The sequence below is a fragment of the Pseudoroseicyclus sp. H15 genome (genome assembly GCF_054353345.1).
The window spans coordinates 107,381-128,437 of record NZ_JBTHJE010000007.1 but is presented as its reverse complement, the minus strand read 5'-3'; the positions used below and the strand labels follow the sequence as shown (position 1 = coordinate 128,437).

21 protein-coding genes and 1 tRNA gene are annotated in these 21,057 nt (G+C 68.3%); 13 read left to right on the top strand and 9 right to left on the bottom strand.

Going from position 1 to position 21,057, the window contains the following annotated elements; translation table 11 throughout:
* Positions 1-16 precede the first annotated feature (16 nt).
* The 4 genes from ACXN5S_RS17095 (at position 17) to lpdA (ending at position 6,105) form a co-directional block, all read left to right on the top strand.
* On the top strand, positions 17-2,971 hold the full coding sequence (locus tag ACXN5S_RS17095) for a 2-oxoglutarate dehydrogenase E1 component (protein ID WP_458606683.1): 2,955 nt from the start codon (positions 17-19) through the stop codon (positions 2,969-2,971).
* 4 nt (positions 2,972-2,975) lie between these two features.
* Entirely contained in the window at positions 2,976-4,214 is a 1,239-nt protein-coding gene (odhB, locus tag ACXN5S_RS17090; protein WP_458606682.1) for a 2-oxoglutarate dehydrogenase complex dihydrolipoyllysine-residue succinyltransferase, read from the top strand.
* A 79-nt stretch (positions 4,215-4,293) separates the two neighbouring features.
* Positions 4,294-4,689 carry an MAPEG family protein gene (locus tag ACXN5S_RS17085; RefSeq protein WP_458606681.1) on the top strand — a complete coding sequence of 132 codons (396 nt, stop codon included), beginning with the start codon at positions 4,294-4,296 and terminating at the stop codon, positions 4,687-4,689.
* 30 nt (positions 4,690-4,719) lie between these two features.
* Entirely contained in the window at positions 4,720-6,105 is a 1,386-nt protein-coding gene (lpdA, locus tag ACXN5S_RS17080) for a dihydrolipoyl dehydrogenase (RefSeq protein WP_458606680.1), read from the top strand.
* A 26-nt stretch (positions 6,106-6,131) separates the two neighbouring features.
* On the opposite strand, the gene ACXN5S_RS17075 is transcribed toward lpdA, so the two are convergent.
* The 4 genes from ACXN5S_RS17075 to ACXN5S_RS17060 all read right to left on the bottom strand — a co-directional run bounded on the left by ACXN5S_RS17075 (position 6,132) and on the right by ACXN5S_RS17060 (position 9,822).
* A complete protein-coding gene (locus tag ACXN5S_RS17075) occupies positions 6,132-7,400 on the bottom strand; it encodes a glycosyltransferase (protein ID WP_458606679.1) in 1,269 nt (422 codons plus the stop codon).
* Between the two features lie 118 nt (positions 7,401-7,518).
* A tRNA-Gln gene (locus ACXN5S_RS17070) sits at positions 7,519-7,593 on the bottom strand.
* Positions 7,594-7,658: 65 nt separating this feature from the next.
* A complete protein-coding gene (locus ACXN5S_RS17065) occupies positions 7,659-8,993 on the bottom strand; it encodes a mechanosensitive ion channel family protein (protein WP_458606678.1) in 1,335 nt (444 codons plus the stop codon).
* Positions 8,994-9,261: 268 nt separating this feature from the next.
* Positions 9,262-9,822 carry a hemerythrin domain-containing protein gene (locus ACXN5S_RS17060; RefSeq protein WP_458606677.1) on the bottom strand — a complete coding sequence of 187 codons (561 nt, stop codon included), beginning with the start codon at positions 9,820-9,822 and terminating at the stop codon, positions 9,262-9,264.
* A gap of 128 nt (positions 9,823-9,950) precedes the next feature.
* Between ACXN5S_RS17060 and ACXN5S_RS17055 the strand changes: the two genes are divergently transcribed.
* The 7 genes from ACXN5S_RS17055 to ACXN5S_RS17025 all read left to right on the top strand — a co-directional run bounded on the left by ACXN5S_RS17055 (position 9,951) and on the right by ACXN5S_RS17025 (position 15,711).
* Positions 9,951-11,330, top strand: a complete 1,380-nt coding sequence (locus ACXN5S_RS17055; protein ID WP_458606676.1) for an aminotransferase family protein — start codon at positions 9,951-9,953, stop codon at positions 11,328-11,330.
* A gap of 140 nt (positions 11,331-11,470) precedes the next feature.
* Positions 11,471-11,647, top strand: a complete 177-nt coding sequence (locus ACXN5S_RS17050; RefSeq protein WP_458606675.1) for a hypothetical protein — start codon at positions 11,471-11,473, stop codon at positions 11,645-11,647.
* 45 nt (positions 11,648-11,692) lie between these two features.
* Positions 11,693-12,433: a sulfite exporter TauE/SafE family protein gene (locus ACXN5S_RS17045; RefSeq protein WP_458606674.1), complete on the top strand. Its 741-nt coding sequence runs from the start codon at positions 11,693-11,695 to the stop codon at positions 12,431-12,433.
* A 66-nt stretch (positions 12,434-12,499) separates the two neighbouring features.
* Positions 12,500-13,264, top strand: coding sequence for an SDR family NAD(P)-dependent oxidoreductase (locus ACXN5S_RS17040; protein WP_458606673.1), 765 nt, complete (start codon positions 12,500-12,502; stop codon positions 13,262-13,264).
* A complete protein-coding gene (locus ACXN5S_RS17035; protein WP_458606672.1) occupies positions 13,261-14,139 on the top strand; it encodes a 2-dehydro-3-deoxygalactonokinase in 879 nt (292 codons plus the stop codon). Before ACXN5S_RS17040 ends, ACXN5S_RS17035 begins: the two co-directional genes overlap by 4 nt.
* 133 nt (positions 14,140-14,272) lie before the next feature.
* Positions 14,273-14,875, top strand: a complete 603-nt coding sequence (locus tag ACXN5S_RS17030; RefSeq protein ID WP_458606671.1) for a 2-dehydro-3-deoxy-6-phosphogalactonate aldolase — start codon at positions 14,273-14,275, stop codon at positions 14,873-14,875.
* A complete protein-coding gene (locus ACXN5S_RS17025; protein WP_458606670.1) occupies positions 14,872-15,711 on the top strand; it encodes an SMP-30/gluconolactonase/LRE family protein in 840 nt (279 codons plus the stop codon). The genes ACXN5S_RS17030 and ACXN5S_RS17025 overlap by 4 nt, the downstream gene beginning before the upstream one ends.
* A gap of 209 nt (positions 15,712-15,920) precedes the next feature.
* On the opposite strand, the gene ACXN5S_RS17020 is transcribed toward ACXN5S_RS17025, so the two are convergent.
* Entirely contained in the window at positions 15,921-17,165 is a 1,245-nt protein-coding gene (locus tag ACXN5S_RS17020) for a urate hydroxylase PuuD (protein WP_458606669.1), read from the bottom strand.
* Between the two features lie 132 nt (positions 17,166-17,297).
* Positions 17,298-17,933, bottom strand: coding sequence for a class I SAM-dependent methyltransferase (locus ACXN5S_RS17015; protein ID WP_458606668.1), 636 nt, complete (start codon positions 17,931-17,933; stop codon positions 17,298-17,300).
* Between the two features lie 101 nt (positions 17,934-18,034).
* On the opposite strand from ACXN5S_RS17015, the gene ACXN5S_RS17010 reads away from it, so the two are divergent.
* Positions 18,035-18,484, top strand: coding sequence for an Rrf2 family transcriptional regulator (locus ACXN5S_RS17010; protein WP_458606667.1), 450 nt, complete (start codon positions 18,035-18,037; stop codon positions 18,482-18,484).
* Here the strand turns inward: ACXN5S_RS17010 and uraH are convergent.
* Both uraH and ACXN5S_RS17000 read right to left on the bottom strand, forming a co-directional pair.
* Positions 18,469-18,819, bottom strand: coding sequence for a hydroxyisourate hydrolase (gene uraH / locus ACXN5S_RS17005; RefSeq protein ID WP_458606666.1), 351 nt, complete (start codon positions 18,817-18,819; stop codon positions 18,469-18,471). The genes ACXN5S_RS17010 and uraH overlap by 16 nt on opposite strands.
* 99 nt (positions 18,820-18,918) lie before the next feature.
* Positions 18,919-19,341, bottom strand: a complete 423-nt coding sequence (locus ACXN5S_RS17000) for a MerR family transcriptional regulator (RefSeq protein ID WP_458606665.1) — start codon at positions 19,339-19,341, stop codon at positions 18,919-18,921.
* Between the two features lie 245 nt (positions 19,342-19,586).
* Here ACXN5S_RS17000 and ACXN5S_RS16995 point away from each other — a divergent pair, with 245 nt between their 5' ends.
* Positions 19,587-20,525 (top strand): cation diffusion facilitator family transporter, encoded by a 939-nt coding sequence (locus ACXN5S_RS16995; RefSeq protein WP_458606664.1) that lies wholly within the window; start codon positions 19,587-19,589, stop codon positions 20,523-20,525.
* Between the two features lie 15 nt (positions 20,526-20,540).
* On the opposite strand, the gene mntR is transcribed toward ACXN5S_RS16995, so the two are convergent.
* On the bottom strand, positions 20,541-20,975 hold the full coding sequence (gene mntR, locus ACXN5S_RS16990; RefSeq protein WP_458606663.1) for a manganese-binding transcriptional regulator MntR: 435 nt from the start codon (positions 20,973-20,975) through the stop codon (positions 20,541-20,543).
* Between the last annotated feature and the right edge of the window lie 82 nt (positions 20,976-21,057).

Below are 21,057 nucleotides of genomic sequence, written 5' to 3'. Positions count from 1 at the left end.
GACTGGAGACCCACCGATGACCGACCAGAGCCCCAACGACGTCTTCCACGCCTCGTCCTTCCTGGACGGCGCTAATGCCGATTACGTCGAACAGCTTCACGCCCGCTACGCCGAGAACCCCAACGCGGTCGACGAAAGCTGGCGGGCCTTTTTCAAGAGCCTCGGCGATACCGGGCCCGAAGCCCGCGCCGCTGCGGCGGGGCCGAGCTGGCTGCGCGCCGACTGGCCGCCCAGTGCCGGCGGTGAGCTGACGGCGGCGCTCGACGGGCAATGGCCGGTCGAGGCCGAGGCGGCGGGCAAGAAGATCAAGGACAAGGCCACCGAGAAGGGCGTGACGCTCGACGAGGCGCAGGTGCGCGCCGCGGTGCTCGACAGCCTCCGCGCCCTGATGCTCATCCGCGCCTACCGGATCCGCGGCCATCTGGTTGCCGATCTCGACCCGCTGGGCATGCGCGGCGACACCACGCATCACGAGCTCGACCCCAAGAGCTACGGCTTCACCGATGCCGACATGGACCGGCCGATCTTCATCGACAACGTCCTCGGCCTCGAAGTGGCGACGATGAACGAGATCCTCGCCCTCGTCCGTCGCACCTATTGCGGCACCTTCGCCCTGCAATACATGCACATCTCGAACCCCGAGGAGGCCGGCTGGCTGAAGGAGCGGATCGAGGGCCTGGGCAAGGAGATCACCTTTACCCAGCAGGGCCGCAAGGCGATCCTCAACAAGCTGGTCGAGGCCGAGGGCTTCGAGAAGTTTCTGCATGTGAAATACACCGGCACCAAGCGCTTCGGCCTTGATGGCGGCGAGAGCCTGATCCCCGCGATGGAGCAGATCATCAAGCGGGGCGGCAGCCTTGGCGTGAAAGAGGTCGTGTTCGGCATGCCGCACCGCGGCCGCCTGAGCGTGCTCGCCAACGTCATGCAAAAGCCCTACCGCGCCATCTTCAACGAGTTCCAGGGCGGCAGCTTCAAGCCCGAAGACGTCGACGGCTCGGGCGACGTGAAATACCACCTCGGCGCCAGCTCCGACCGTGAGTTCGACGGCAACAAGGTGCACCTGTCGCTCACCGCCAACCCGAGCCACCTAGAGGCGGTGAATCCCGTCGTGCTCGGCAAGGTCCGCGCCAAGCAGGACCAGCTGAAGGACGAGGATCGCAGCCAGGTCCTCTCCGTGCTGCTGCATGGCGACGCGGCCTTCGCCGGCCAGGGCGTTGTGGCGGAATGCTTCGGCCTCTCGGGCCTGAAGGGGCACCGCACGGGCGGCACGATCCATATCGTCGTGAACAACCAGATCGGCTTCACCACGGCGCCGCATTTCAGCCGGTCGTCCCCCTACCCGACCGACATCGCGCTGATGGTCGAGGCGCCGATCTTCCACGTCAACGGCGACGACCCCGAGGCCGTGGTCCACGCCGCCAAGGTGGCGACCGAGTTCCGGCAGAAGTTCCACAAGGATGTCGTGATCGACATCTTCTGCTACCGGCGCTTCGGCCATAACGAGGGCGATGAGCCGATGTTCACCAACCCGGTGATGTATCAGCGCATCAAGACCCACAAGACGACGCTCACGCTCTACACCGACCGCCTCGTGAAGGATGGCCTCATCCCCGAGGGCGAGATCGAGGACATGAAGGCGAGCTTCCAGTCGAAGCTGTCCGACGAGTTCGAGGCCGGCAAGACCTACAAGCCCAACAAGGCCGACTGGCTGGACGGGCGGTGGAGCCATCTCGACCGCGAGAACGAAGAGCAATACCAGCGCGGCACCACCGCCATCGCCGAAGAGACGATGGCCGATATCGGCCGCTCGCTGACCCGCGCGCCCGACGACTGGCACCTGCACCGTACGGTCAGCCGCCTGCTCGAGGCCAAGAGCAAGATGTTCGAAACCGGCGAGGGCTTCGACTGGGCGACTGCAGAGGCTTTGGCCTTCGGCTCGCTGGTGCTCGAGGGCTACCCGGTGCGCCTGTCGGGGCAGGATTCCATCCGCGGCACGTTCAGCCAGCGGCACTCGGCCTTCATCGACCAGAAGGGCGAAGATCGCTACTTCCCGCTCAACAACATCCGCGAGGGCCAGGCCCGCTACGAGGCCATCGACTCGATGCTCTCGGAATACGCAGTGCTGGGCTTCGAATACGGCTACTCGCTGGCCGAGCCCAACGCGCTGACGCTCTGGGAGGCGCAGTTCGGCGATTTCGCCAATGGCGCGCAGATCATGTTCGACCAGTTCATCTCGTCGGGCGAATCCAAGTGGCTGCGCATGTCGGGCCTCGTCTGCCTGCTGCCGCATGGCTACGAGGGGCAAGGGCCGGAGCACTCCTCTGCCCGTCTTGAACGCTTCCTCACCATGTGCGGCGGCGACAACTGGATCGTGGCGAACTGCACCACGCCGGCGAACTACTTCCACATCCTGCGCCGGCAGCTGCACCGCACTTTCCGCAAGCCCTTGATCCTGATGACGCCGAAGTCGCTGCTGCGCCACAAGATGGCGATCAGCGATGCGCCCGACTTCACCACTGGCTCGTCCTTCCACCGCGTCCTCTGGGACGATGCCGAGAAGGGCCATTCGGACACAAAGCTGCAGCCCGACGAGAAGATCCGCCGCGTCGTGATGTGCTCCGGCAAGGTCTATTACGACCTGCTCGAAGCGCGCGACGAAGCCGGGCTCGACGATGTCTATCTGCTGCGCTTCGAGCAGTTCTATCCCTTCCCCGCCATCTCGGCGGTGAAAGAGCTGGAGCGTTTCAAGGGCGCCGAGATGATCTGGTGCCAGGAAGAGCCCAAGAACCAGGGCGCCTGGAACTTCATCGAGCCCAATATCGAATGGGTGCTGACCCGCATCGGCGCCGAACAGAGCCGGCCGCGTTACGTGGGACGTGCCGCCGCCGCCTCGCCGGCGACCGGCCTCGCCAGCCAGCACAAAGCACAACAACAGGCGCTCGTGAACGACGCGCTCGGATTGGAAGGTTAAGACCATGAGCACTGAAGTCCGCGTACCCACCCTGGGCGAGAGCGTTTCCGAAGCCACCGTCGCCACCTGGTTCAAGAAGCCGGGCGATACCGTCGCCGCCGACGAGATGCTCTGCGAACTGGAAACCGACAAGGTGACGGTCGAGGTCCCCTCCCCCGCCGCCGGCACGCTGGGCGAGATCGTCGCTGCCGAAGGCGAGACCGTGGGCGTTGATGCGCTCCTCGCCAAGATCGAGGAAGGCGACGCCAAGCCCGCCGCCAAGAAAGACGACGAGCCCAAGGCTTCCGAGGCCGCCGAGAAGCAGCCGAAAGAGGAAGAGCGCAGCGGCGAGAGCGACGCGCCGAAGGCCGACCGCACCGACACTGAAGATGCCCCCTCGGCCAAGAAGCTGATGGAGGAGAAGGGTCTTTCGAAAGACGACGTCTCCGGCTCCGGCAAGGACGGGCGCATCATGAAGGAAGACGTGCTGAACGCCCTCAACAAGCCCGCCGCCGCCGACGCGCCCAAGCCGGCGCCGCGCGCCCCGGTTTCGGCCGACGATGCGAGCCGCGAAGAGCGGGTGAAGATGACGCGCCTGCGCCAGACCATCGCCCGCCGCCTGAAAGAGGCGCAGAACACCGCCGCGATGCTGACCACCTATAACGAGGTGGACATGGGCGCGATCATGGACCTGCGCAGCGAGTACAAGGACCTCTTCCAGAAGAAGCACGGCGTGAAGCTTGGCTTCATGTCCTTCTTCGTGAAGGCTTGCTGCCACGCGCTGAAAGAGGTGCCCGACGTCAATGCCGAGATCGACGGCACCGACGTCGTCTACAAGAACTACGTGCACATGGGCGTCGCCGTCGGCACACCGAACGGCCTCGTCGTGCCGATCGTGCGTGATGCCGACCAGAAGGGCTTCGCCGAGATCGAGAAAGAGATCGGCGAGCTGGGCGTGAAGGCGCGCGACGGCAAGCTCTCGATGGCCGACATGCAGGGCGGCTCGTTCACCATCTCGAACGGCGGCGTCTACGGCTCGCTGATGTCCTCGCCGATCCTCAACCCGCCGCAATCGGGCATCCTCGGCATGCACAAGATCCAGGAGCGGCCGATGGTCGTGAACGGCCAGATCGTCGCCCGCCCGATGATGTATCTCGCGCTCAGCTACGATCACCGCATCGTCGACGGCAAGGGCGCCGTGACCTTCCTCGTGCGCGTCAAAGAAGCGCTGGAAGACCCGCGCCGCCTGCTGATGGATCTGTGAGCACGCTGCGTGCAAGCACGCATCCTGCGTAGGGTGCGTGCTTGCACGCACCTCTCCTTCGCGCCGGAATGCCAAGCCCATGACCCCCGACCTCGTCAACCTCGCCCTCGCCTGCTTTATCGTGGCGCTGAACTGGCTGGCCCTTGTCTGGGTCGGCTGGCGCGATGTGGGGCGGGTCGGCGCCACCGGCAGCCGCGACGATGAAAAGGCGCCGAAGCCCGGGGCCATGACCAACAGGCTCAATCGGGCGCTGACCAACAGCTTTCAGGCGCTCACGCTCTTCACGGCGGCCACCGTGCTTGTCGTGCTCTCCGACAGCGGCATGGGGCTGACGGCGATCCTCGGCTGGATTTTCCTCGCCGCGCGGCTCGCCTACATCCCTATCTACGCCCTCGATCTCAACCCGTGGCGGAGCGTCGTCTGGGCCATCGGCCTCTTCGCGACGCTCGCCCTCGTTCTAGTGGCGCTCCTGTGAGCGCCCCCTCACCCAACCGGAGGAACTCATATGTCCGCCTATGACGTCATCATCATCGGGGCCGGCCCGGGCGGCTATGTCATGGCCATCCGCTGCGCGCAGCTCGGCCTCAAGACTGCCGTGGTCGAAGGCCGCGAGACGCTGGGCGGCACCTGCCTGAACGTCGGCTGCATCCCCTCGAAGGCGCTTCTGCACGCCAGCCACATGCTGCATGAGGCCGAGGCGAACTTCGCCGAGATGGGGCTGGAGAACGAGACCAAAGTCGATTTCACCAAGATGATGGCCTACAAGGACAAGACCATCAGCCAGAACACCGGCGGCGTGGAATTCCTCTTCAAGAAGAACAAGATCGACTGGCTGAAAGGCTATGGCTCGATCCCCGAGGCCGGCAAGGTCAAGGTGGGCGACGAGGTTCACGAGGCCAAGCACATCGTCATCGCCACCGGCAGCGAGCCGGCGCCGCTGAAAGGCGTCGAGGTCGATGAAGAGACCATCGTCACCTCGACCGGCGCGCTGGAGCTGAAAGAGATCCCCAAGCGGCTCGCTGTCATCGGCGCCGGCGTGATCGGGCTGGAGCTGGGCAGCGTCTACGCCCGTCTTGGCAGCGAGGTGACGGTGATCGAATTCCTCGACCACATCACCCCCGGCCTCGATTCCGAGATCGCCCGCAACTTCCAGAAGCTGCTCACCAAGCAGGGGCTGACCTTCCACCTCGGCGCCGCCGTGCAGAGCGCCGAAACCGGCAAGGACGGCGTGACGCTGACCTACAAGAGCCGCAAGGACGACAGCGAGGCGACCATCGAGGCCGATGTCGTGCTGCTCTCGACCGGGCGCCGGCCCTATTACGACGGGCTGGGACTCGACGATCTGGGCGTGAAGCTCACCGAGCGCGGCCAGGTCGCGACGGACGAGCATTTCAAGACCAGCGTCGACGGCATCTACGCCATCGGCGACGTGCGCGAGGGCCCGATGCTGGCCCACAAGGCCGAGGATGAGGGCATGGCGCTGGCCGAAATCCTCGCCGGGCAGGCCGGGCATGTGAATTACGGCGTGATCCCGAGCGTGGTCTACACGCATCCGGAGGTTGCCGCCGTGGGCAAGACCGAAGAGCAGCTTAAGGACGAGGGCCGCGCCTACAAGGTGGGCAAGTTCCCCTTCATGGGCAACGCGCGCGCCAAGGCGGTGTTCGCCGCCGAGGGCTTCGTGAAGCTGCTAGCCGACAAGGAGACGGATCGCATCCTCGGCTGCCATCTGATCGGGCCGGGCGCAGGCGATCTGATCCACGAGATCTGCGTTGCGATGGAATTCGGCGCGGCGGCGGAAGACGTGGCCCGCACCTGCCACGCGCACCCGACCTTCTCGGAAGCCGTGCGCGAAGCGGCGCTGGCCTGCGGCGACGGCGCGATCCACGCCTGAGGGCAAGCTCGTCTGCCCCTTGCGGGTCAGCCTCGCGGGAGCCGAGCCTCGATGAGAGCCACGGCTTCCGCCACACCATCCTCGGATTGCAGCCGCGCCGCCAATTTGGCGGCGCGCTCGCGTTTGGCGGGGTCGTCCGCCTCGGCGATCGCAGCGGCCAGGCTCTCCACCGTCAGGCGCCGGCGAGGCACGGGCCTGGCGCCGACACCCAGCGCCTGTGTGCGCGCGGCCCAGAAGGGCTGATCGCCGAAGAAGGGCACGATGGCCTGCGGCACCCCGGCATGAAAGGCCGTGGCCGTGGTGCCCGCTCCGCCGTGATGCACGGCAGCGGCGACACGTGGGAAGAGCCACCCATAGGGCATGGGCGGCAAGGCGAGCATATCCTCCGCCTCCTCCACCTGCAGCGCCGCCCAGCCGGGCGCGATGACGCCGCGCTTGCCGGCCTTGCGCAGCGCCGCCACGATGAGTCGGCCCAGCGCCGCCGGGGCGCGGCTGGGCATCGAGCCGAAACCGACAAAGACAGGCGGCGGGCCCGCCTCCAGGAACTCGGCCACCTCAGCCGGCGGCGCGTAGCCCGGCTCGTCCTTCAGCCGCCAATAGCCTGTCTGCCGCGCCGTCTCCGGCCAATCCGCCGGGCGCGGCAACACCGCCGGGCTGATGGGGTGGATCACGTCGATCGGCCCCGCCCCCGGCGGCCGCAGCACCGAGGCGCCGCCGCGCTGCCGGGGCAGGCCGAGCTGAGCGCGGAAGCGGTTCACCGCCCGCCCGAAGGTGGCATAGGAGAGGCCGACCAGCGCGTAGCTCATCCGGTTCAGCACCGGCCAGGGCGCCACGTTGAGGCTGGCGCCGAAATCGCCGGTGGGCACGATCAGCGGCTGCAGGGTGACGAGAAAGGCCGGAATGCCCCGCGCCTCGGCGATATGAGCACCCGCCATGCCCTTGGGGTGGTAGATGATGGCCTCAGGCTGCACCGCCTCGGCCGCCGTCAGCGCATCCTGCATCATGGCGGCGTTCATCGCCCCGGCCCCGCGCGAGAGCGCGGCCGCAGCGCGCAGCCGGACGAGAAGCCCACCCGTGCCCTCGAACATCGCCATGCCGGCGGGGGAGTCGATCTGATCGAGCGAGGCGTCGTCGATGGGATGGAAGGTCAGGCCGAAGCACTTGACCCAGTCGGCGAAGCGCCCGGCGGTCGCCAATGCCACGTCATGCCCGGCTTGGCTGAGCCCCAGACCGAGCGCCACATAGGGCTCGACATCGCCGCGCGAGCCATAGGTGATGATCAGAATGCGGCTCATCCATCCCTCCGGGCGGGACTGAGCCACAAGGGGCGGGTCAGATCAAGCGGACAGGGAAGCGCGCCGCAGCGGCCTTGGCGGGCCCGCGGTGCATATCGTTCAGCGAGCGCTGGAAGGCTGGCTGGGGAGGCAGGACTCGAACCTGCAACCTACGGTACCAAAAACCGGCGCGCTACCATTGCGCCACTCCCCAGCAGCGAGGCGCTATGTACGCAAACCGACTTTGGGGTGCAAGGCCCGAAATTGCCCCTTGGCCCGTCATTCGTGCTGGGCGTCGTGGCTGAGCAGATCTTCCGATTCCTCACGCCCGCGCTCTTCCTCGACGATGCGGTCGAGCTCGTCTTCCTGGTCGGCGGCGACCCCGGCGATTCTGCCGGCCCCGGTGCTGGGGGCCGGTTTCGGCTCCGCCGGCCTCTGCGGCGGGCGGGCGTCGAAGGTGGCGCCATCCAGCGCACCACCCAGATCGAGCGTGTAGGTGTCGTTGGGCATCTCGATGCCGGCGGCGGTGAAGGCGAGCATGACCTGCCGCATCGCCTCGCCCCGCGCCTTTACGATCGAGGTCTGCTGCTGGTTGATCCAGCCCGCCGTGGTCACCTCGATGCCCGAGGGCATCACCTCGCCCAGCCAGCTCTGCGTCGCCGGTGTCTCCAGCACGAAGGGCAGCTGCTGCACCGTGCGGGCGGCAAGGTCGCTCACCGCGGCCAGATCGGCCCCGGGATCGACGTTCAGCGTGAAGACGAAGCGCCGCTCGGTGTTCTGCGTGTAGTTGACGATACGGCTTTTGAAGACCGTCGCGTTGGGAATGCGGATGTGGTTGCCGTCGAAGCTGAGCAGGATGGTCGCGCGGCTCGTCAGGCGGATGACCTTGCCCTCGTCGCCGTTGATTTCGATCACGTCGTTCGGGCGGAAGGGCTGGCGGATGCTCAGCATGACCGAGGCGATGTAATTCTCGACCGTGTCGCGCACGGCGAAACCGACGGCGAGGCCGACGATGCCGGCGGCGCCGAGGATGGTGCCCAGCAGGGCGGAGGCATCGGCCACGTCGAGCGCCAGCACCGTGGCGATGACGATGAAGAGCACCATCACCGCCTGGCGGTAGAGATCGGCGATGAAGGCATTGGGGGCCAGCCGCTCCCAGGGCTGCTTCAGGCGTGAAAGGCCGGCGCCGATGCCGAGGATCACTGCAAAGACGAGGATGGCGATCAGCAGGAGCGGCAGCGCCGTATAGACCTGCCACATGCGGGCCTGAAAGCGCTCCAGCGCCGGGCTGAGCTTGCGGCCGAGATCGGCGGTCTCGGCGGCATCGTTGCGCACGGCCACCACGCCCTCCACCCGCGCGGCAAGGGCACTGAGCGCCTCGGCCTCGGTCAGCGAATCCGTGGTGCCGGCGAAGGTGACGATGCCGCTGGAGACGGAGACGGTGACATCCTCGTAGCCGCCAAGGTCGGCCAGGATCTGGCGGATGCGCGTGGCGATGGCGGCATCGCTGGTGCCATCACTCTCGGCCGCGATGGGGCCGGTGGGGGCAAGCTCCTGCGCGGCGCCAAGGGCGGGCAGGAGGAGGGCAAAGCAGAGGAGCAGACGGGCGAGCATGGGGCCTCCAGCAGGGCGATGGCCGGAGCGTAGTGGGCGGGGGGCGGGAGGGGAAGGCCACGGGCTATCGGGCCGCCGGACCGAAGGCACAAGGAGAGCGCCGGGCCGGGGGGGCGCCCCACCGCTCCGCTGTAGCGGTTTATGCCCGCCACGTCCCTCCCCGCTCGCGGCTCAGCACCCAGCCCAGCCAGAGCGCCAGCCCGCGGGCCGGGCGGGGGCAAAGCCCGAAGGGGCGGAGCGATGGATCGGCGCGCGAGGCGCCGGCCGGTCACACCTGGATGCTGAAGACGCCCAGCGCGTCGCCGATGGAATCTTCTTCGTAGCGCAGGTGCGAGCGCAGGAATTTCTCCAGCCGCGCGTTGGTCTTCACCGCCTGCTCGAACTTCTCTTCCGAAGGATTCGCGTTCAGCGCGTTGAGCTCGTCGATCAGCTGCACGAGCAGGTGATGCACTGCCTGATGCTCCTCCTCCAGCCGGCGCACGACCTCGCGGAAGCCCTTCGCCTTCTGCGACAGGGCCGGGAACATATGCGCATCCTCGATGGAATGGTGCATGTGCACGATCTGGCAGTGCTGGCCGCAGAGCGAGCCGAAGCGGCGCAGGTTGTTGACCCAGCCGACCTTGTTGAGCGCGGCCTCGGCCCCGCCCTTCGGCAGCTTTCCATCGCGGGCCGCTTGCACCACCTGGCGCAGCACTTCCATGTTCCGCCGCTGATGATCGTGGATCATCTTCAGGTGCTGGCCCGGCTGCTTCTGCGCCGGGGTGACGTTCTCCAGCTTCGGCGCCTTCGGGCGCGTCGCGTCATCCGGCAGGGTGATCTCGTGAGCCATTCATAGCCTCCTTTGCGGGCGCTCCCGCAGGAGCTGCGCGCCGGGCGCAGGGCGCCCGCAACAAAACGGATGCAGAGGCCCGGGCGATCTGCCATTTCTGGGCAGGAGCCTGCCAGAAGGAGCGAGCCATGGACGATCTGCGAGCCAACGACCCGCAAGGCGTGATCGAGGCCGACAAGGCCCATGTGTGGCATCACCTCATCCAGCACAAGGCCTTCGAGACGGTCGATCCGCGCATCATCGTCGAAGGCAAGGGCCTTCGGGTCTGGGATATCAACGGCCGCGAGTATCTCGACGCCGTCTCCGGCGGGGTGTGGACGGTGAACGTCGGCTACGGGCGCGAGCGCATCGCCGATGCCGTGCGCGAGCAGCTGGTGAAGATGTGCTATTTCGCCGGTGCCTCCGGCAGCATTCCCGGCGCCCAATTCGCCGAGCGGCTGATCAGCAAAATGCCGGGGCTCTCCCGCGTCTATTACGCGAACTCCGGCAGCGAGGCGAACGAGAAGGCCTTCAAGATGGTGCGGGCGATCAGCGCCAAGCACCATCGCGGCAAGAAGGGCAAGATCCTCTACCGCGACCGCGATTACCACGGCACCACCATCGGCGCCCTCTCCGCCGGCGGCCAGCAGGAGCGCAACGCCCGCTTCGGGCCCTTCGCGCCCGGCTTCATCGAGGTACCGCATTGCCTGGAATACCAGGCCCAGCCGGAGCTGGCGGGGCCGGACTACGGGGTGAAGGCAGCCGAAGCGATCGAGCAGGTGATCCTCCGCGAAGGGCCGGACGAGATCGGCGCGCTCTGCCTCGAGCCGGTGACGGCCGGCGGCGGCTGCATCGTGCCGCCCACCGGCTACTGGGAGAAGGTGCAGGAGATCTGCCGCAAGTACGACATCCTCCTTCATATCGATGAGGTGGTGTGCGGGCTCGGCCGCACCGGCACGTGGTTCGGCTACCAGCAGTTCGGCATCGAGCCCGACATGGTGACCATGGCGAAAGGCGTCGCCTCGGGCTACGCCGCTATCTCCTGCTGCGTGACGACGGAAGCGGTGTTCGACGCCTTCAAGGATGCCGAAGACCCGCTCGGCCACTTCCGCGACATCTCCACCTTCGGCGGCTGCGCCTCTGGCCCCGTCGCGGCTCTGGAGAACATCAAGATCATCGAGGAAGAGGGCCTTTGCGAGAATTCCGCCGCGATGGGGGAATATCTGCTGGAGGGCTTCCGCGGGCTGGAGGCCAAGCACGAGGCCATCGGCGAGGTGCGCGGCCTCGGCCTCTTCGCCGGCATCGAGCTGGTGGAAAGCCGCGAGACCCGCAAGCCCTTGGCCGAGAAGCTGGTGATGAAGGCGCTGGCCGAGGCGCTGGCGGAAGACGTGATGATCGGTGCCGCCAACCGCTCCGTCCCCGGCTACAATAACGTGCTGCTGTTCGCCCCGGCGCTGATCGCGACGCGCGACGATATCGACCGGATCGTCGCGGCGGTGGATGCCGGGCTGACGCGCGCGCTGGCCTGAGGGACGGCGCGGGCTGAGAATTCGGAGGGGGGCTGTCTGCCCCCCGCCTTCGGCCCCCCCCCGAGGATTTTGTCTGAGCAAAGACAGGGCGGCGGATTTGTCCGGTGGCCGGCGGGGGCACGCGTGATAGATTGCGGGGCATGAGTGACGACAAGCCCGCCAAACGGTTCATCAATTACGACGCCCTCTACACGCCGCCGCCGGGCTGGCGGGCGGCCGAGCCGGTCAAGACCGGGCCGGTGAGCCGGGGCAGCGCCTCGCTCGATGCCTTTTTCAGCCCGCCCCCGGGCGCGAAGGACGAAACCGGCAACGACTGATCCGGCAACGCTGGACGCCGGCAGCGGGCTCGGCCACCAAGGGCCATGCCCTTCGAGCTCTCCCTTCTCTCGGTGATCTGGATCGCCTTCGTCGCCTTCGGGGCGGCCTTCGTGCGCGGCTATTCGGGCTTCGGCTTCGCGGCGCTGCTCGTCTCGGGCGCCGGGCTGGTGAGCGACCCGTTTCTCTTCGCCACCGTCGCCGTCCTCTCCGACATGGCGATGACGCTCGGCCAGATCGCTGGCATCTGGCACAGCATCGCCTGGCGGCGCATCGCGGCGATGCTGGCGGGCGCGCTGCCGGGCGTGCCGCTTGGCGTCTGGGCCCTGTCGGGCCTTGGCGTCGATGCGGGGCGGGCGGCGATCTCGCTGATCATCCTGGCGATGTGCGGCCTGCTCCTCGCCGGGGTGCAGCTGCGCCGGCCCGCCGGCGACGCGGCCCATGCCGGTGCGGGCTTCGCCTCTGGCATGGCCAACGGAGCGGCGCTCGGCGGGCTACCGGTGGCGGCCTTCTTCGCGGCGCAGCCCATCGCGGCGGCGCAGTTCCGCGCCACGCTCATCGCCTATTTCACCCTGCTCGACCTCTGGTCACTGCCCTTCTACATGCGCGCCGGGCGGCTGACGCTGGAGCATCTGGCCGCCACCGCCCTGTTCCTGCCCTTCATGGCTCTCGGCCTCTGGGTGGGGTCGCGCCGCTTTCATGGCACCTCCCCCGCCTCCTTCCGCCGCTTCGCGATCTGGCTGTTGATGGGGCTCGCCGGCTTGGGCCTGCTGCGCGCCCTGCTCTGAGATCCCGCCGCCTGCTTGCCTCTGCCGGCGGGCGCGCCATAGTCTTCCGGCAAAGCGGAGGAGTTCATGCAGGCCAAATATACCGACCTCTCGGGCGCGTCCGTCTTCATCACCGGCGGCGGCAGCGGCATCGGCGCGCACCTGGTCGAGGGCTTCCTCCGGCAGGGCGCCCGCGTCGCCTTCTGCGACATCCAGGAGAGCGCCGCCTTCGCCGACCGCATGGGCGAGGAGACCGGCTCGCATCCGCTGTTCCTCGAGGCCGACGTGACCGACCGGGAGGCGCTGACCGCCGCCCTGTCGCGCGCGAAGGAGGCGCATGGCCCCCTCGATGTGTTGGTGAACAACGCTGCCAACGACCAGCGCGCCAAGCCGGACGAGATCGACGAGGCCTTCTGGGACTGGTCGCTCGCCATCAACCTCAAGGCGCAGTTCTTCGCGGCGCAGGAGGCCGCCCGGCAGATGCGCGAGAATGGCGGCGGGCGCATCGTGAACTATTCATCGATCGCCCATGCCATGGGCGCGCCCGACATCGCCCCCTACACCGCCGCCAAGGCCGGGGTGGCGGGGATGACCCGCTCGCTCGCCCGCGCCTGGGGGGCCGAGGGCATTCGCGTCAACGCCATCGCCCCGGGCCTGGTGGTGACCGACCGGCAGAAGGAGCTCTGGCTGACGCAAGAGGGCATCGAGCGGCACGTCGACCGCCAGGCCCTGAAGCGCGCCATCCAGCCCGCAGACCTCGTCGGCCCGACGCTGTTCCTCGCCTCGGAGGCGAGCGCCATGATCTCCGCCCAGGTGCTGGTGGTCGACGGCGGCTTCGTGATCCACGCATGAGCTGGATCGCCGCCGATTGGGGCACGTCGCGCCTGCGCCTGTGGCACCTCTCCGCCGCCGACGAGGTGCTGGAGGCGCGCGCCTCGGATGACGGGATGGGCCGCCTCGTGCCCGACGGCTTCGAGCCGGCACTCCGCCGCCTGGCCGAGGGCTGGGAGGCCACAACCGTGGTAGCCTGCGGCATGGTCGGCGCCCGGCAGGGCTGGGTTGAGGCGCCCTATCGCCCCCTGCCCTGCGCCCCGCTCGGCCCGGGCCTCATTGCCGCGCCGGCAGAGGGGCTGACGGTGCGCATCGTGCCGGGCCTCAGCCAGGCCAAGCCCGCCGACGTGATGCGCGGCGAGGAGACGGCGATGGCCGGCTGGCTCGCCGCCAATCCCGGCTGGGGCGGCGTCATGTGCCTGCCCGGCAGCCATGCCAAATGGGCCGAGGCCAGCGCCGGCGAGATCGTCAGCTTCCGCACCTTCATGACGGGCGAGATGTTCGCCGCTCTCGCCGGGCACACGGTGCTGCGCCACTCCCTTGGCGAAGACGGCTTCGACGAGGGCGCCTTCGACGAGGCCCTCTCCGACAGCCTGTCCCGCCCCGAGCAGATGGCGGCGCGGCTCTTCTCGATTCGCGCCGAGGGCCTGCTCACCGGCCTCTCCCCCGCCACCGCGCGCGCCCGCCTGTCTGGCCTGCTCATCGGGGCGGAGCTGGCCGCCGCCAAGCCCTGGTGGCTGGGCCGCGAGGTCGCGGTGATCGGCGAGGGCGCCCTTACCCGCCTCTATGCCCGCGCCCTGGAAGCCCAGGCCGTACCTGCCGCCCAGGCCAATGGCGAGGCCATGGTCCTCGCCGGCCTCATCGCCGCCAAGCGCCAAATGGAGGGCCGCACATGAGCCCGATCGCTCCCTCGACAACCCGCGCCTCTACTTCCCTCGCTTTTCTCGAAAAATCCTCGGGGGGGCTGCCACAGGCAGCGGGGGGCAGACGGCCCCCCTCCACATCCGCCACCCGCGCTGAGGCCCAAGCATGAGAGAGATCATCGCCATCCTGCGCGGCCTCACGCCCACAGAAGCCGAACCCATCGGCGCAGCGCTCATCGAAGCCGGCATCACCCGCATCGAGGTGCCGCTGAATTCACCCGATCCGCTGGCCTCCATTGCCACCCTTGCCCGCGCCTTCGGGCGCGAGGCCGAAATCGGCGCCGGCACGGTGCTGACGACGGAGGATGTGTCCCAGGTCGCCGACGCCGGCGGCAGGCTGATCGTCTCGCCGAATTGCGACCCGGCGGTGATCGCCGCCAGCCGGGCGCTTGGCCTCTCCTCCTGGCCCGGCATCTTCACGCCGACCGAGGCCTTCGCGGCGCTCAATGCCGGGGCGACGGGGCTGAAGCTCTTTCCCGCCGAGCTGGCGGGGCCGGCGGGGCTGAAGGCCATGCGGGCCGTGTTGCCCGCCGACCTGCCCGTCTATGCCGTGGGCGGCGCCAGTCCGGAGACCTTCGCTGCCTGGCGCAAGGCGGGGGCCAGTGGCTTCGGCATCGGCACAGCGCTTTACACCCCCGGCCTCGCGGCAGGCGAGGTCTCCACCCGCGCGCGGGCGATTGCCGCCGCCTATGACGAGGTGTTCGCATGATCTTCAATTCCACCAATTGCCTGCTTGGCGAGGGGCCGCTCTGGCATCCCGGCCGGGGCGAGCTCTTCTGGTTCGACATCCTCGCCCGACGGCTGCATTCCGCCACACGCTCGTGGGATTTCGACGATTTCGTCTCCGCCGCCGGCTGGGTGGATGACGAGACACTGCTGATCGCAACCTCGCGCGCCCTCATCCGCTTCTCGCTGGAGACGGGTGAGAGCGAGGAGGTCTGCCCGCTGGAGGCGGACAATTCCGGCACCCGCAGCAACGACGGGCGGGCCGATCCGCAGGGCGGCTTCTGGATCGGCACGATGGGGCTCGGCGCCGAAGAGGGGGCGGGGGCGATCTACCGCTTTTACCGGGGCGAACTGCGACAGATCTATCCCGGCATTACCATTCCCAACGCCACCTGCTTCGCCCCCGACGGGCGGACGGCCTATTTCGGCGACACGCACAGCCGGCTGGTCTGGCGCGTGGCGCTGGATGAGGACGGCTGGCCGGAGGGCGAGCGGGAGATCTTCATCGACTACCGCGACAGCCCGCATGTCGCCGACGGCGCCGTTGTGGCCGCTGACGGCACCTTCTGGACGGCGCAGTGGGGCTCGGCCCGCGTGGCCGTGCATGACACGGAGGGGCGAGAGATCGCCGAACACCCCCTGCCCGCCAGCCAGACGACCTGCCCGGCCTTCGGCGGGCCGGATCTGTCGACGCTCTATGTGACGTCCGCCTCGGCTGGCCTGAGCCAGGATGAGCTGGCGGCAGGGCCGGACCACGGGCGGACCTTCGCGCTGGAGGTCGGCGTAAAGGGCCAGGCGGAGCACCGGGTGGTGCTCTAAGGCAGTGAGCGCTCGGGCAGAGGCTGGAGGAAACCGCCCGGGGCGCTGACCCTCTCCTTGCCCTTAACCTCACCGCTCCACACTACGCGCGCAATCAGAGCCGTCAGGCCGCCGCGCGAGCGCCGGCCTGTCCCAACGGGCTGGCGTGCGAGGGGAGCGCTTACTGTAAAGGTCTCGTCAGCCTCAGACGCGCAGAACGCTTCAAGCCCCTACCCCGCGTCCGCCACCTCAACCCCCTCCGCCGCGCGGAACCAGCGCACGATGGCGGCGCGCTCCTCCGGCTCGATATACGACAGGTTGGCGGGCGGCATCGCGTGGGTGATCCCCGCCTGCAGGTAGATCTCGCGGGCATGCATCGCGACATCGGCCCGGCTTTCCAGCATCACGCCCTTCGGCGGCCATTGCAGGGTGCCGAACGCCGGCTCGGCCGCGTGGCACATCGAGCAGCGCCCGGCGACGATCTGGTGCACCTCGTCGAAGCCCGCGGCGGCGGCGTAGCGCTCGGCCCAGGCCGGGATGGCGGCCTCCTCCTCGCTCCATTCGTAGGCGCGGGGCGACGAGAGCCAGATGATCAGCACGAACAGCAGCGCCGTGACACCCCATGTCCAATGGGGGTGACCCTTCCGCGCATGCATCGAGTTGAAGAAATGCCGGATCGTCACGCCCATCAGGAAGACCAGCGCCGCGATCAGCCAGTTCCACTCGCTGGCGAAGGCCATCGGGTAGTGGTTCGACAGCATCAGGAAGATGACCGGCAGTGTCAGGTAGTTGTTGTGCGTGCTGCGCTGCTTGGCGATCTTGCCGTATTTCGGGTCGGGCTTGCGGCCCTCGATGAGGTCCTTCGTCACCACCTTCTGATTGGGGATGATGGTGAAGAACACGTTGCCGCTCATGATCGTCGCCGTGAAGGCGCCGAGGTGCAGGAGCGCTGCCCGCCCCGAGAAAACGTTGGTGTAGAACAGCGCCATGCCCACCAGCACCGCGAAGAGCAGCACCATCACCGCCGTCTGGTTGGCATTCACCAGCCGCTTGCAGATCTGGTCGTAGACCAGCCATCCGAAGGCCAGCGACGCCATCGAGATCAGCGCGCCGACCCAGACGGGGATATCCAGCACCTCGGGGTCGATCAGGTAGAGCCGCCCGCCGAGGTAATAGACGAGAAAGAGCATCGCGAAGCCGGAGAGCCAGGTCGAATAGCTCTCCCATTTGAACCAGACGAGGTCGCCCGGCATCTGCGCCGGCGCCACCAGGTACTTCTGGATGTGGTAGAACCCCCCGCCATGCACCTGCCATTCCTCTCCATCGGCGCCGGTTTCCAGCTTGCGGTCGCGGTGCAGGCCAAGGTCGAGGGCGATGAAGTAGAAGGACGAGCCGATCCAGGCGATGGCGGTGATGACATGCACCCATCGCACAGCGAATTTCAGCCATTCCAGGATCAGAACCCAATCGTACATGCAAAGCCCCCGTTTTGGCCTAGGGGGCCCTCCGGGGCGGCTGGCGTCAAGGGAGGATCGGCGCCGCTGTGCCTCCTATGCCGCCCGCGGCCCCCGGCTGCCCGCCCGGCGGGCGACCGGGCCGCTGGGGGCTCAGCACGCGCGCTGCAGGAAGATGACGCTGTCGAGCAGCGGCGCCGTCTCGCCATTCGGGCCCTTGCCCGGCCGTTCCACCAGCTCGGCGAGGCGCGTCTCCCAACCGGGCAGCGGCGCGCCCAGATCGGCGAGCTCGCTTTCAACCGTGGGAAAGTCATGGTGCCGGTGCCCGGGCGGCGCCCAGGGCGGCGGCGCGGCATGGGAGACAACCAGCAGATGCCCGCCCGGTGCCACGGCGGCCGCCGCAGCACGCAGGATGCCGGCCCGCGGCAGCTCCACCGGGCTTTGCAGGTAGAGCGCCGTGACCAGATCGAACGGCCCCTCCGGCAGACCCTCCGCCAGATCGCGCACTTCGAAGGTGGCTTTCTGGGACAGCCCGGCCTCCTCGGCCCGCAACCGGGCCCGGGAGACCGCAGTCTGCGAGATATCCACGCCGAGCGCCTGCCAGCCCCGGGCGGCGAGCCAGAGCACGTCGTCACCATGCGACGCGCCGAGGTCGAGCGCGCGGCCCGGCGCCAGATCGGCGGCGAAGCGCAAAAGGGCGCCGCTCGGGCGGCCCGACGTGGTGGTGCGTTGGGTCTGGTAGAACTCCTCCCAATGGGCGCGGGGGTCGGCGGCGGGCAGATCGGTCATGGCGGGCTCCTGAATCAAGTAACATACGAAGTATCTTGATAGGAGTGCCGCGTCAATCCATGTAACTTACAAAGTCACCAGAGCTGCCCCGAAAGGCCCCGATGCGACACGACACCCGCCTCTCCCGCCTTCTCCACGTGTTGCTGCACATGGCGGAGACCGACGAACCCCTCACTTCGCAGCACATCGCGGCGATGCTCGGCTCGAATGCCGTCGTCGTGCGCCGCATCATGGCGGGGCTGCGCGATGAGGGGTATGTCGCCGCCGAGCGCGGCCATGGCGGCGGCTGGCGGCTGGTACGCCCGGCGGAAGAGATCACGCTGGCGGATATCTACCGCAGCCTTGGTGCGCCCGATCTCTTCGCCTTCGGCCTCTCCAACCCCGCGCCCGATTGCCTGGTCGAGCGCAGCGTCAACGCCACGATGGACGCCACGCTCGCCAGCGCCCGCGAGGCGCTGCTGGCCCGCTTCGCCGAGATCCGCCTCAGCGACATTCAGAGCGACGTCTCGGCGCGGCGGGGCCGTATCGGCGCCGGTCAGGAGCCGCGGTAGGTGGAATAGCCGAAGGGCGAGAGCAGAAGCGGGACGTGGTAGTGATCCGCCTCTGCCATGCCGAAGCGGATGGGGATCTCGTCGAGGAACAAAGGCTCGGGCAGCTCCTGCCCCGTGCCGCGCAGATAGGCGCCCGCGGCGAAGACCAGCTCGTACTCGCCGGGGGCGAAGGCGGCCTCGGGCAGGATGGGCTGATCCGTCCGGCCATCGGCATTGGTGACCGTCTCGGCCACCTTGGCGCGCCCGCCATCCAGCCGCCAGAGCGTGATCGCCACACCCTCGGCCGGGCGGCCGAGCGCCGTATCCAGCACATGCGTCGTCAGAAATCCGGCCATCGAGCCCTCCGTGTCTGGGCCCTACCATCGCGGAGGGGCGGGGGGCTCTGCAAGGCGGGCCGGAGGATTTTGTTGCTTCGCTGACTGGGGCGCGGGCCCTCAGTGCTCGCCCTCACATGCCTGATGGTCGGCCAGGGCGTGCAGTACCCGGCAGGGTTGCCCATCGGAGCGGCCGTCGCAGGCGTTCACGACACGCACCAGCTCCATCTCCAACCGCTGCAGCCGCTCGATCCGATCGCGGATGTCGGTGATCCGATCCTTCGCGATGCGGTGCGCGTCGCCATGGGCTGTCTGCGGCGTCTCCTGCAGCTCGATCAGCTCAGCGATGGCATCGAGGTCGAAGCCGAGCTGCCGGGCATGGGCGATGAATGACAGCCGGTCGAGCTCGGCATCGCCGTAGCGGCGCTGCCCCCCGCCCGTGCGGCCGGGATCGGGGAGGAGACCGCGGCCCTCGTAGTAGCGGATCGTCGTCACCTTCACGCCCGTGCGCTTCGACAGCGCGCCGATGGTATAGCCCTGCATCGCGAATACCCCTTGAAGCTACAGTAGCTGTAGATCGTATGTCGGGTGCGGACGAAACGAATCAAGAGCTCCGCCATGACCGACCGCCCCCTCCGCCGCACCGAAACGCCGGGCTACTCCGCTTCCGCGATCCGCAAACCGGTCGCGAGACTGGGCCGGGCCGAGCACTCGCGGCTCAGGCGCTTTGGCTCTGCCTGCAACGCCCTGCCCCTGGCAGAGGTGGCTCTTCAAGGGGAGGCAAGCTGATGGGTGCGGAACACGACCGCAACCACGCGCATGGCCACGACCACGCAGGCCATTCGCACGGCCCGACCCTCTCGGCCAGCGACTCGCCCGAAGCGCGCCGATCCAAGGAACGCGCCATCCTCATCGCCGCCGCGCTGACCAGCAGCTTCATGGGGGCCGAGGTCATCGGCGGGCTCATCTCTGGCTCGCTGGCGCTGCTGGCCGACGCGGGCCACATGCTGACCGACTTCGCCTCGCTCCTGCTGGCATGGTTGGCCTTCCGGCTGGCCCGGCGCCCGGCAGACTGGAAGCGCACCTACGGCTTCGACCGCTTCTCGGTGCTCGCCGCCTTCGTGAACGGGCTGACGCTGTTCGCCATCACGGTCTGGATCCTCTTCGAGGCCGTGCAGCGCCTGCGCGATCCGCACGAGGTACTCGGCGGGCTGATGCTGTGGGTCGCCGTGGGCGGGCTGGCGGTGAACGTCGTGGCCTTCTGGGTGCTCAGCCGGGCCGAGGGCGACAACCTCAATGTTCGCGCCGCCGCGCTGCATGTTATGGGCGACCTGCTGGGCTCGGTCGCGGCGATTGCGGCCTCGCTCATCATCATCTGGACGGGCTGGACGCCCATCGACCCGATCCTGTCGTTGCTGGTGGGCCTGCTCATCCTGCGCTCGGCCTGGTCGGTGGTGCGCGAGAGCGGGCATATCCTGCTCGAAGGCGCGCCTGCAGGCTTCGACCCCCGCGCTGTCGCGGCCGATCTGGAAGCCACCCTGCCCGGCGTGGCCCGCGCCCACCACGTTCACGCCTGGTCGATCACGCAGGAGCGCCCCATGGCCACGCTGGAGATCGACCTCGCGCCCGGCGCTCAGGCGGAAGAGGTGCGCCGCGCCGTGAAGAGCCGCGTGCGTGAGACGACCGGGATGGAGCATGTTGCTGTTGAGGTATCGGCAGGCGGGTGAGGCGCGCCCCGGAGGCTAAGCGCCGTCCTCTGCGTTCAGCACGGCCTCGATGGCAGAGAGCGTCACCTGCGAGACGTGGTGCTCAATCCCTTCCGCATCGAGTTCGGCGATGTCTTCCGGCACGCCGATCTTGAGGAGGAAGGCGACCACGGTGCGGTGGCGGTCGCGCACCCGGTCGGCGAGCCGCGCGCCCTTCTCTGTCAGGAACACGCCGCGGTAGGGGCGTGAGGTCGCCAGCCCCTCGCGCTTGAGCCGGGCGATCGACTTGGTCGCCGTGGGCTGCGAGACGTCCATGCGCGCCGCGATATCGGCCACGCGGGCCTCGCCCAGCTCAGCGCTGAGGTCGCCGATCAGCTCGACGTAATCCTCCAGCAGCGCCGCCGCCTGAGCCTCGCGGGCGCGGGCAAAGCTGTTGGCCGGCGTCTCCTTGTCGAGAAACGTATCGGGCATGCGCGCGGTCCTTCTCGCCGGATCTCACGTAAAGCGATGGCCAAGATCTACGCGCAAACCGGCCATGGAACAAGTTGCGGCA

Coding starts and splice junctions, on each gene's coding strand:
- ACXN5S_RS17045 (WP_458606674.1), top strand. CDS start 11,693: ATGCCCTTCGAGCTCTCCCTTCTCTCGGTGATCTGGATCGCCTTCGTC.
- ACXN5S_RS17025 (WP_458606670.1), top strand. CDS start 14,872: ATGATCTTCAATTCCACCAATTGCCTGCTTGGCGAGGGGCCGCTCTGG.
- odhB (WP_458606682.1), top strand. CDS start 2,976: ATGAGCACTGAAGTCCGCGTACCCACCCTGGGCGAGAGCGTTTCCGAA.
- ACXN5S_RS16995 (WP_458606664.1), top strand. CDS start 19,587: ATGGGTGCGGAACACGACCGCAACCACGCGCATGGCCACGACCACGCA.
- ACXN5S_RS17095 (WP_458606683.1), top strand. CDS start 17: ATGACCGACCAGAGCCCCAACGACGTCTTCCACGCCTCGTCCTTCCTG.
- ACXN5S_RS17040 (WP_458606673.1), top strand. CDS start 12,500: ATGCAGGCCAAATATACCGACCTCTCGGGCGCGTCCGTCTTCATCACC.
- ACXN5S_RS17010 (WP_458606667.1), top strand. CDS start 18,035: ATGCGACACGACACCCGCCTCTCCCGCCTTCTCCACGTGTTGCTGCAC.
- ACXN5S_RS17050 (WP_458606675.1), top strand. CDS start 11,471: ATGAGTGACGACAAGCCCGCCAAACGGTTCATCAATTACGACGCCCTC.
- lpdA (WP_458606680.1), top strand. CDS start 4,720: ATGTCCGCCTATGACGTCATCATCATCGGGGCCGGCCCGGGCGGCTAT.
- ACXN5S_RS17085 (WP_458606681.1), top strand. CDS start 4,294: ATGACCCCCGACCTCGTCAACCTCGCCCTCGCCTGCTTTATCGTGGCG.
- ACXN5S_RS17075 (WP_458606679.1), bottom strand. CDS start 7,400: ATGAGCCGCATTCTGATCATCACCTATGGCTCGCGCGGCGATGTCGAG.
- ACXN5S_RS17015 (WP_458606668.1), bottom strand. CDS start 17,933: ATGACCGATCTGCCCGCCGCCGACCCCCGCGCCCATTGGGAGGAGTTC.
- mntR (WP_458606663.1), bottom strand. CDS start 20,975: ATGCCCGATACGTTTCTCGACAAGGAGACGCCGGCCAACAGCTTTGCC.
- ACXN5S_RS17020 (WP_458606669.1), bottom strand. CDS start 17,165: ATGTACGATTGGGTTCTGATCCTGGAATGGCTGAAATTCGCTGTGCGA.
- uraH (WP_458606666.1), bottom strand. CDS start 18,819: ATGGCCGGATTTCTGACGACGCATGTGCTGGATACGGCGCTCGGCCGC.
- ACXN5S_RS17000 (WP_458606665.1), bottom strand. CDS start 19,341: ATGCAGGGCTATACCATCGGCGCGCTGTCGAAGCGCACGGGCGTGAAG.
- ACXN5S_RS17035 (WP_458606672.1), top strand. CDS start 13,261: ATGAGCTGGATCGCCGCCGATTGGGGCACGTCGCGCCTGCGCCTGTGG.
- ACXN5S_RS17030 (WP_458606671.1), top strand. CDS start 14,273: ATGAGAGAGATCATCGCCATCCTGCGCGGCCTCACGCCCACAGAAGCC.
- ACXN5S_RS17060 (WP_458606677.1), bottom strand. CDS start 9,822: ATGGCTCACGAGATCACCCTGCCGGATGACGCGACGCGCCCGAAGGCG.
- ACXN5S_RS17065 (WP_458606678.1), bottom strand. CDS start 8,993: ATGCTCGCCCGTCTGCTCCTCTGCTTTGCCCTCCTCCTGCCCGCCCTT.
- ACXN5S_RS17055 (WP_458606676.1), top strand. CDS start 9,951: ATGGACGATCTGCGAGCCAACGACCCGCAAGGCGTGATCGAGGCCGAC.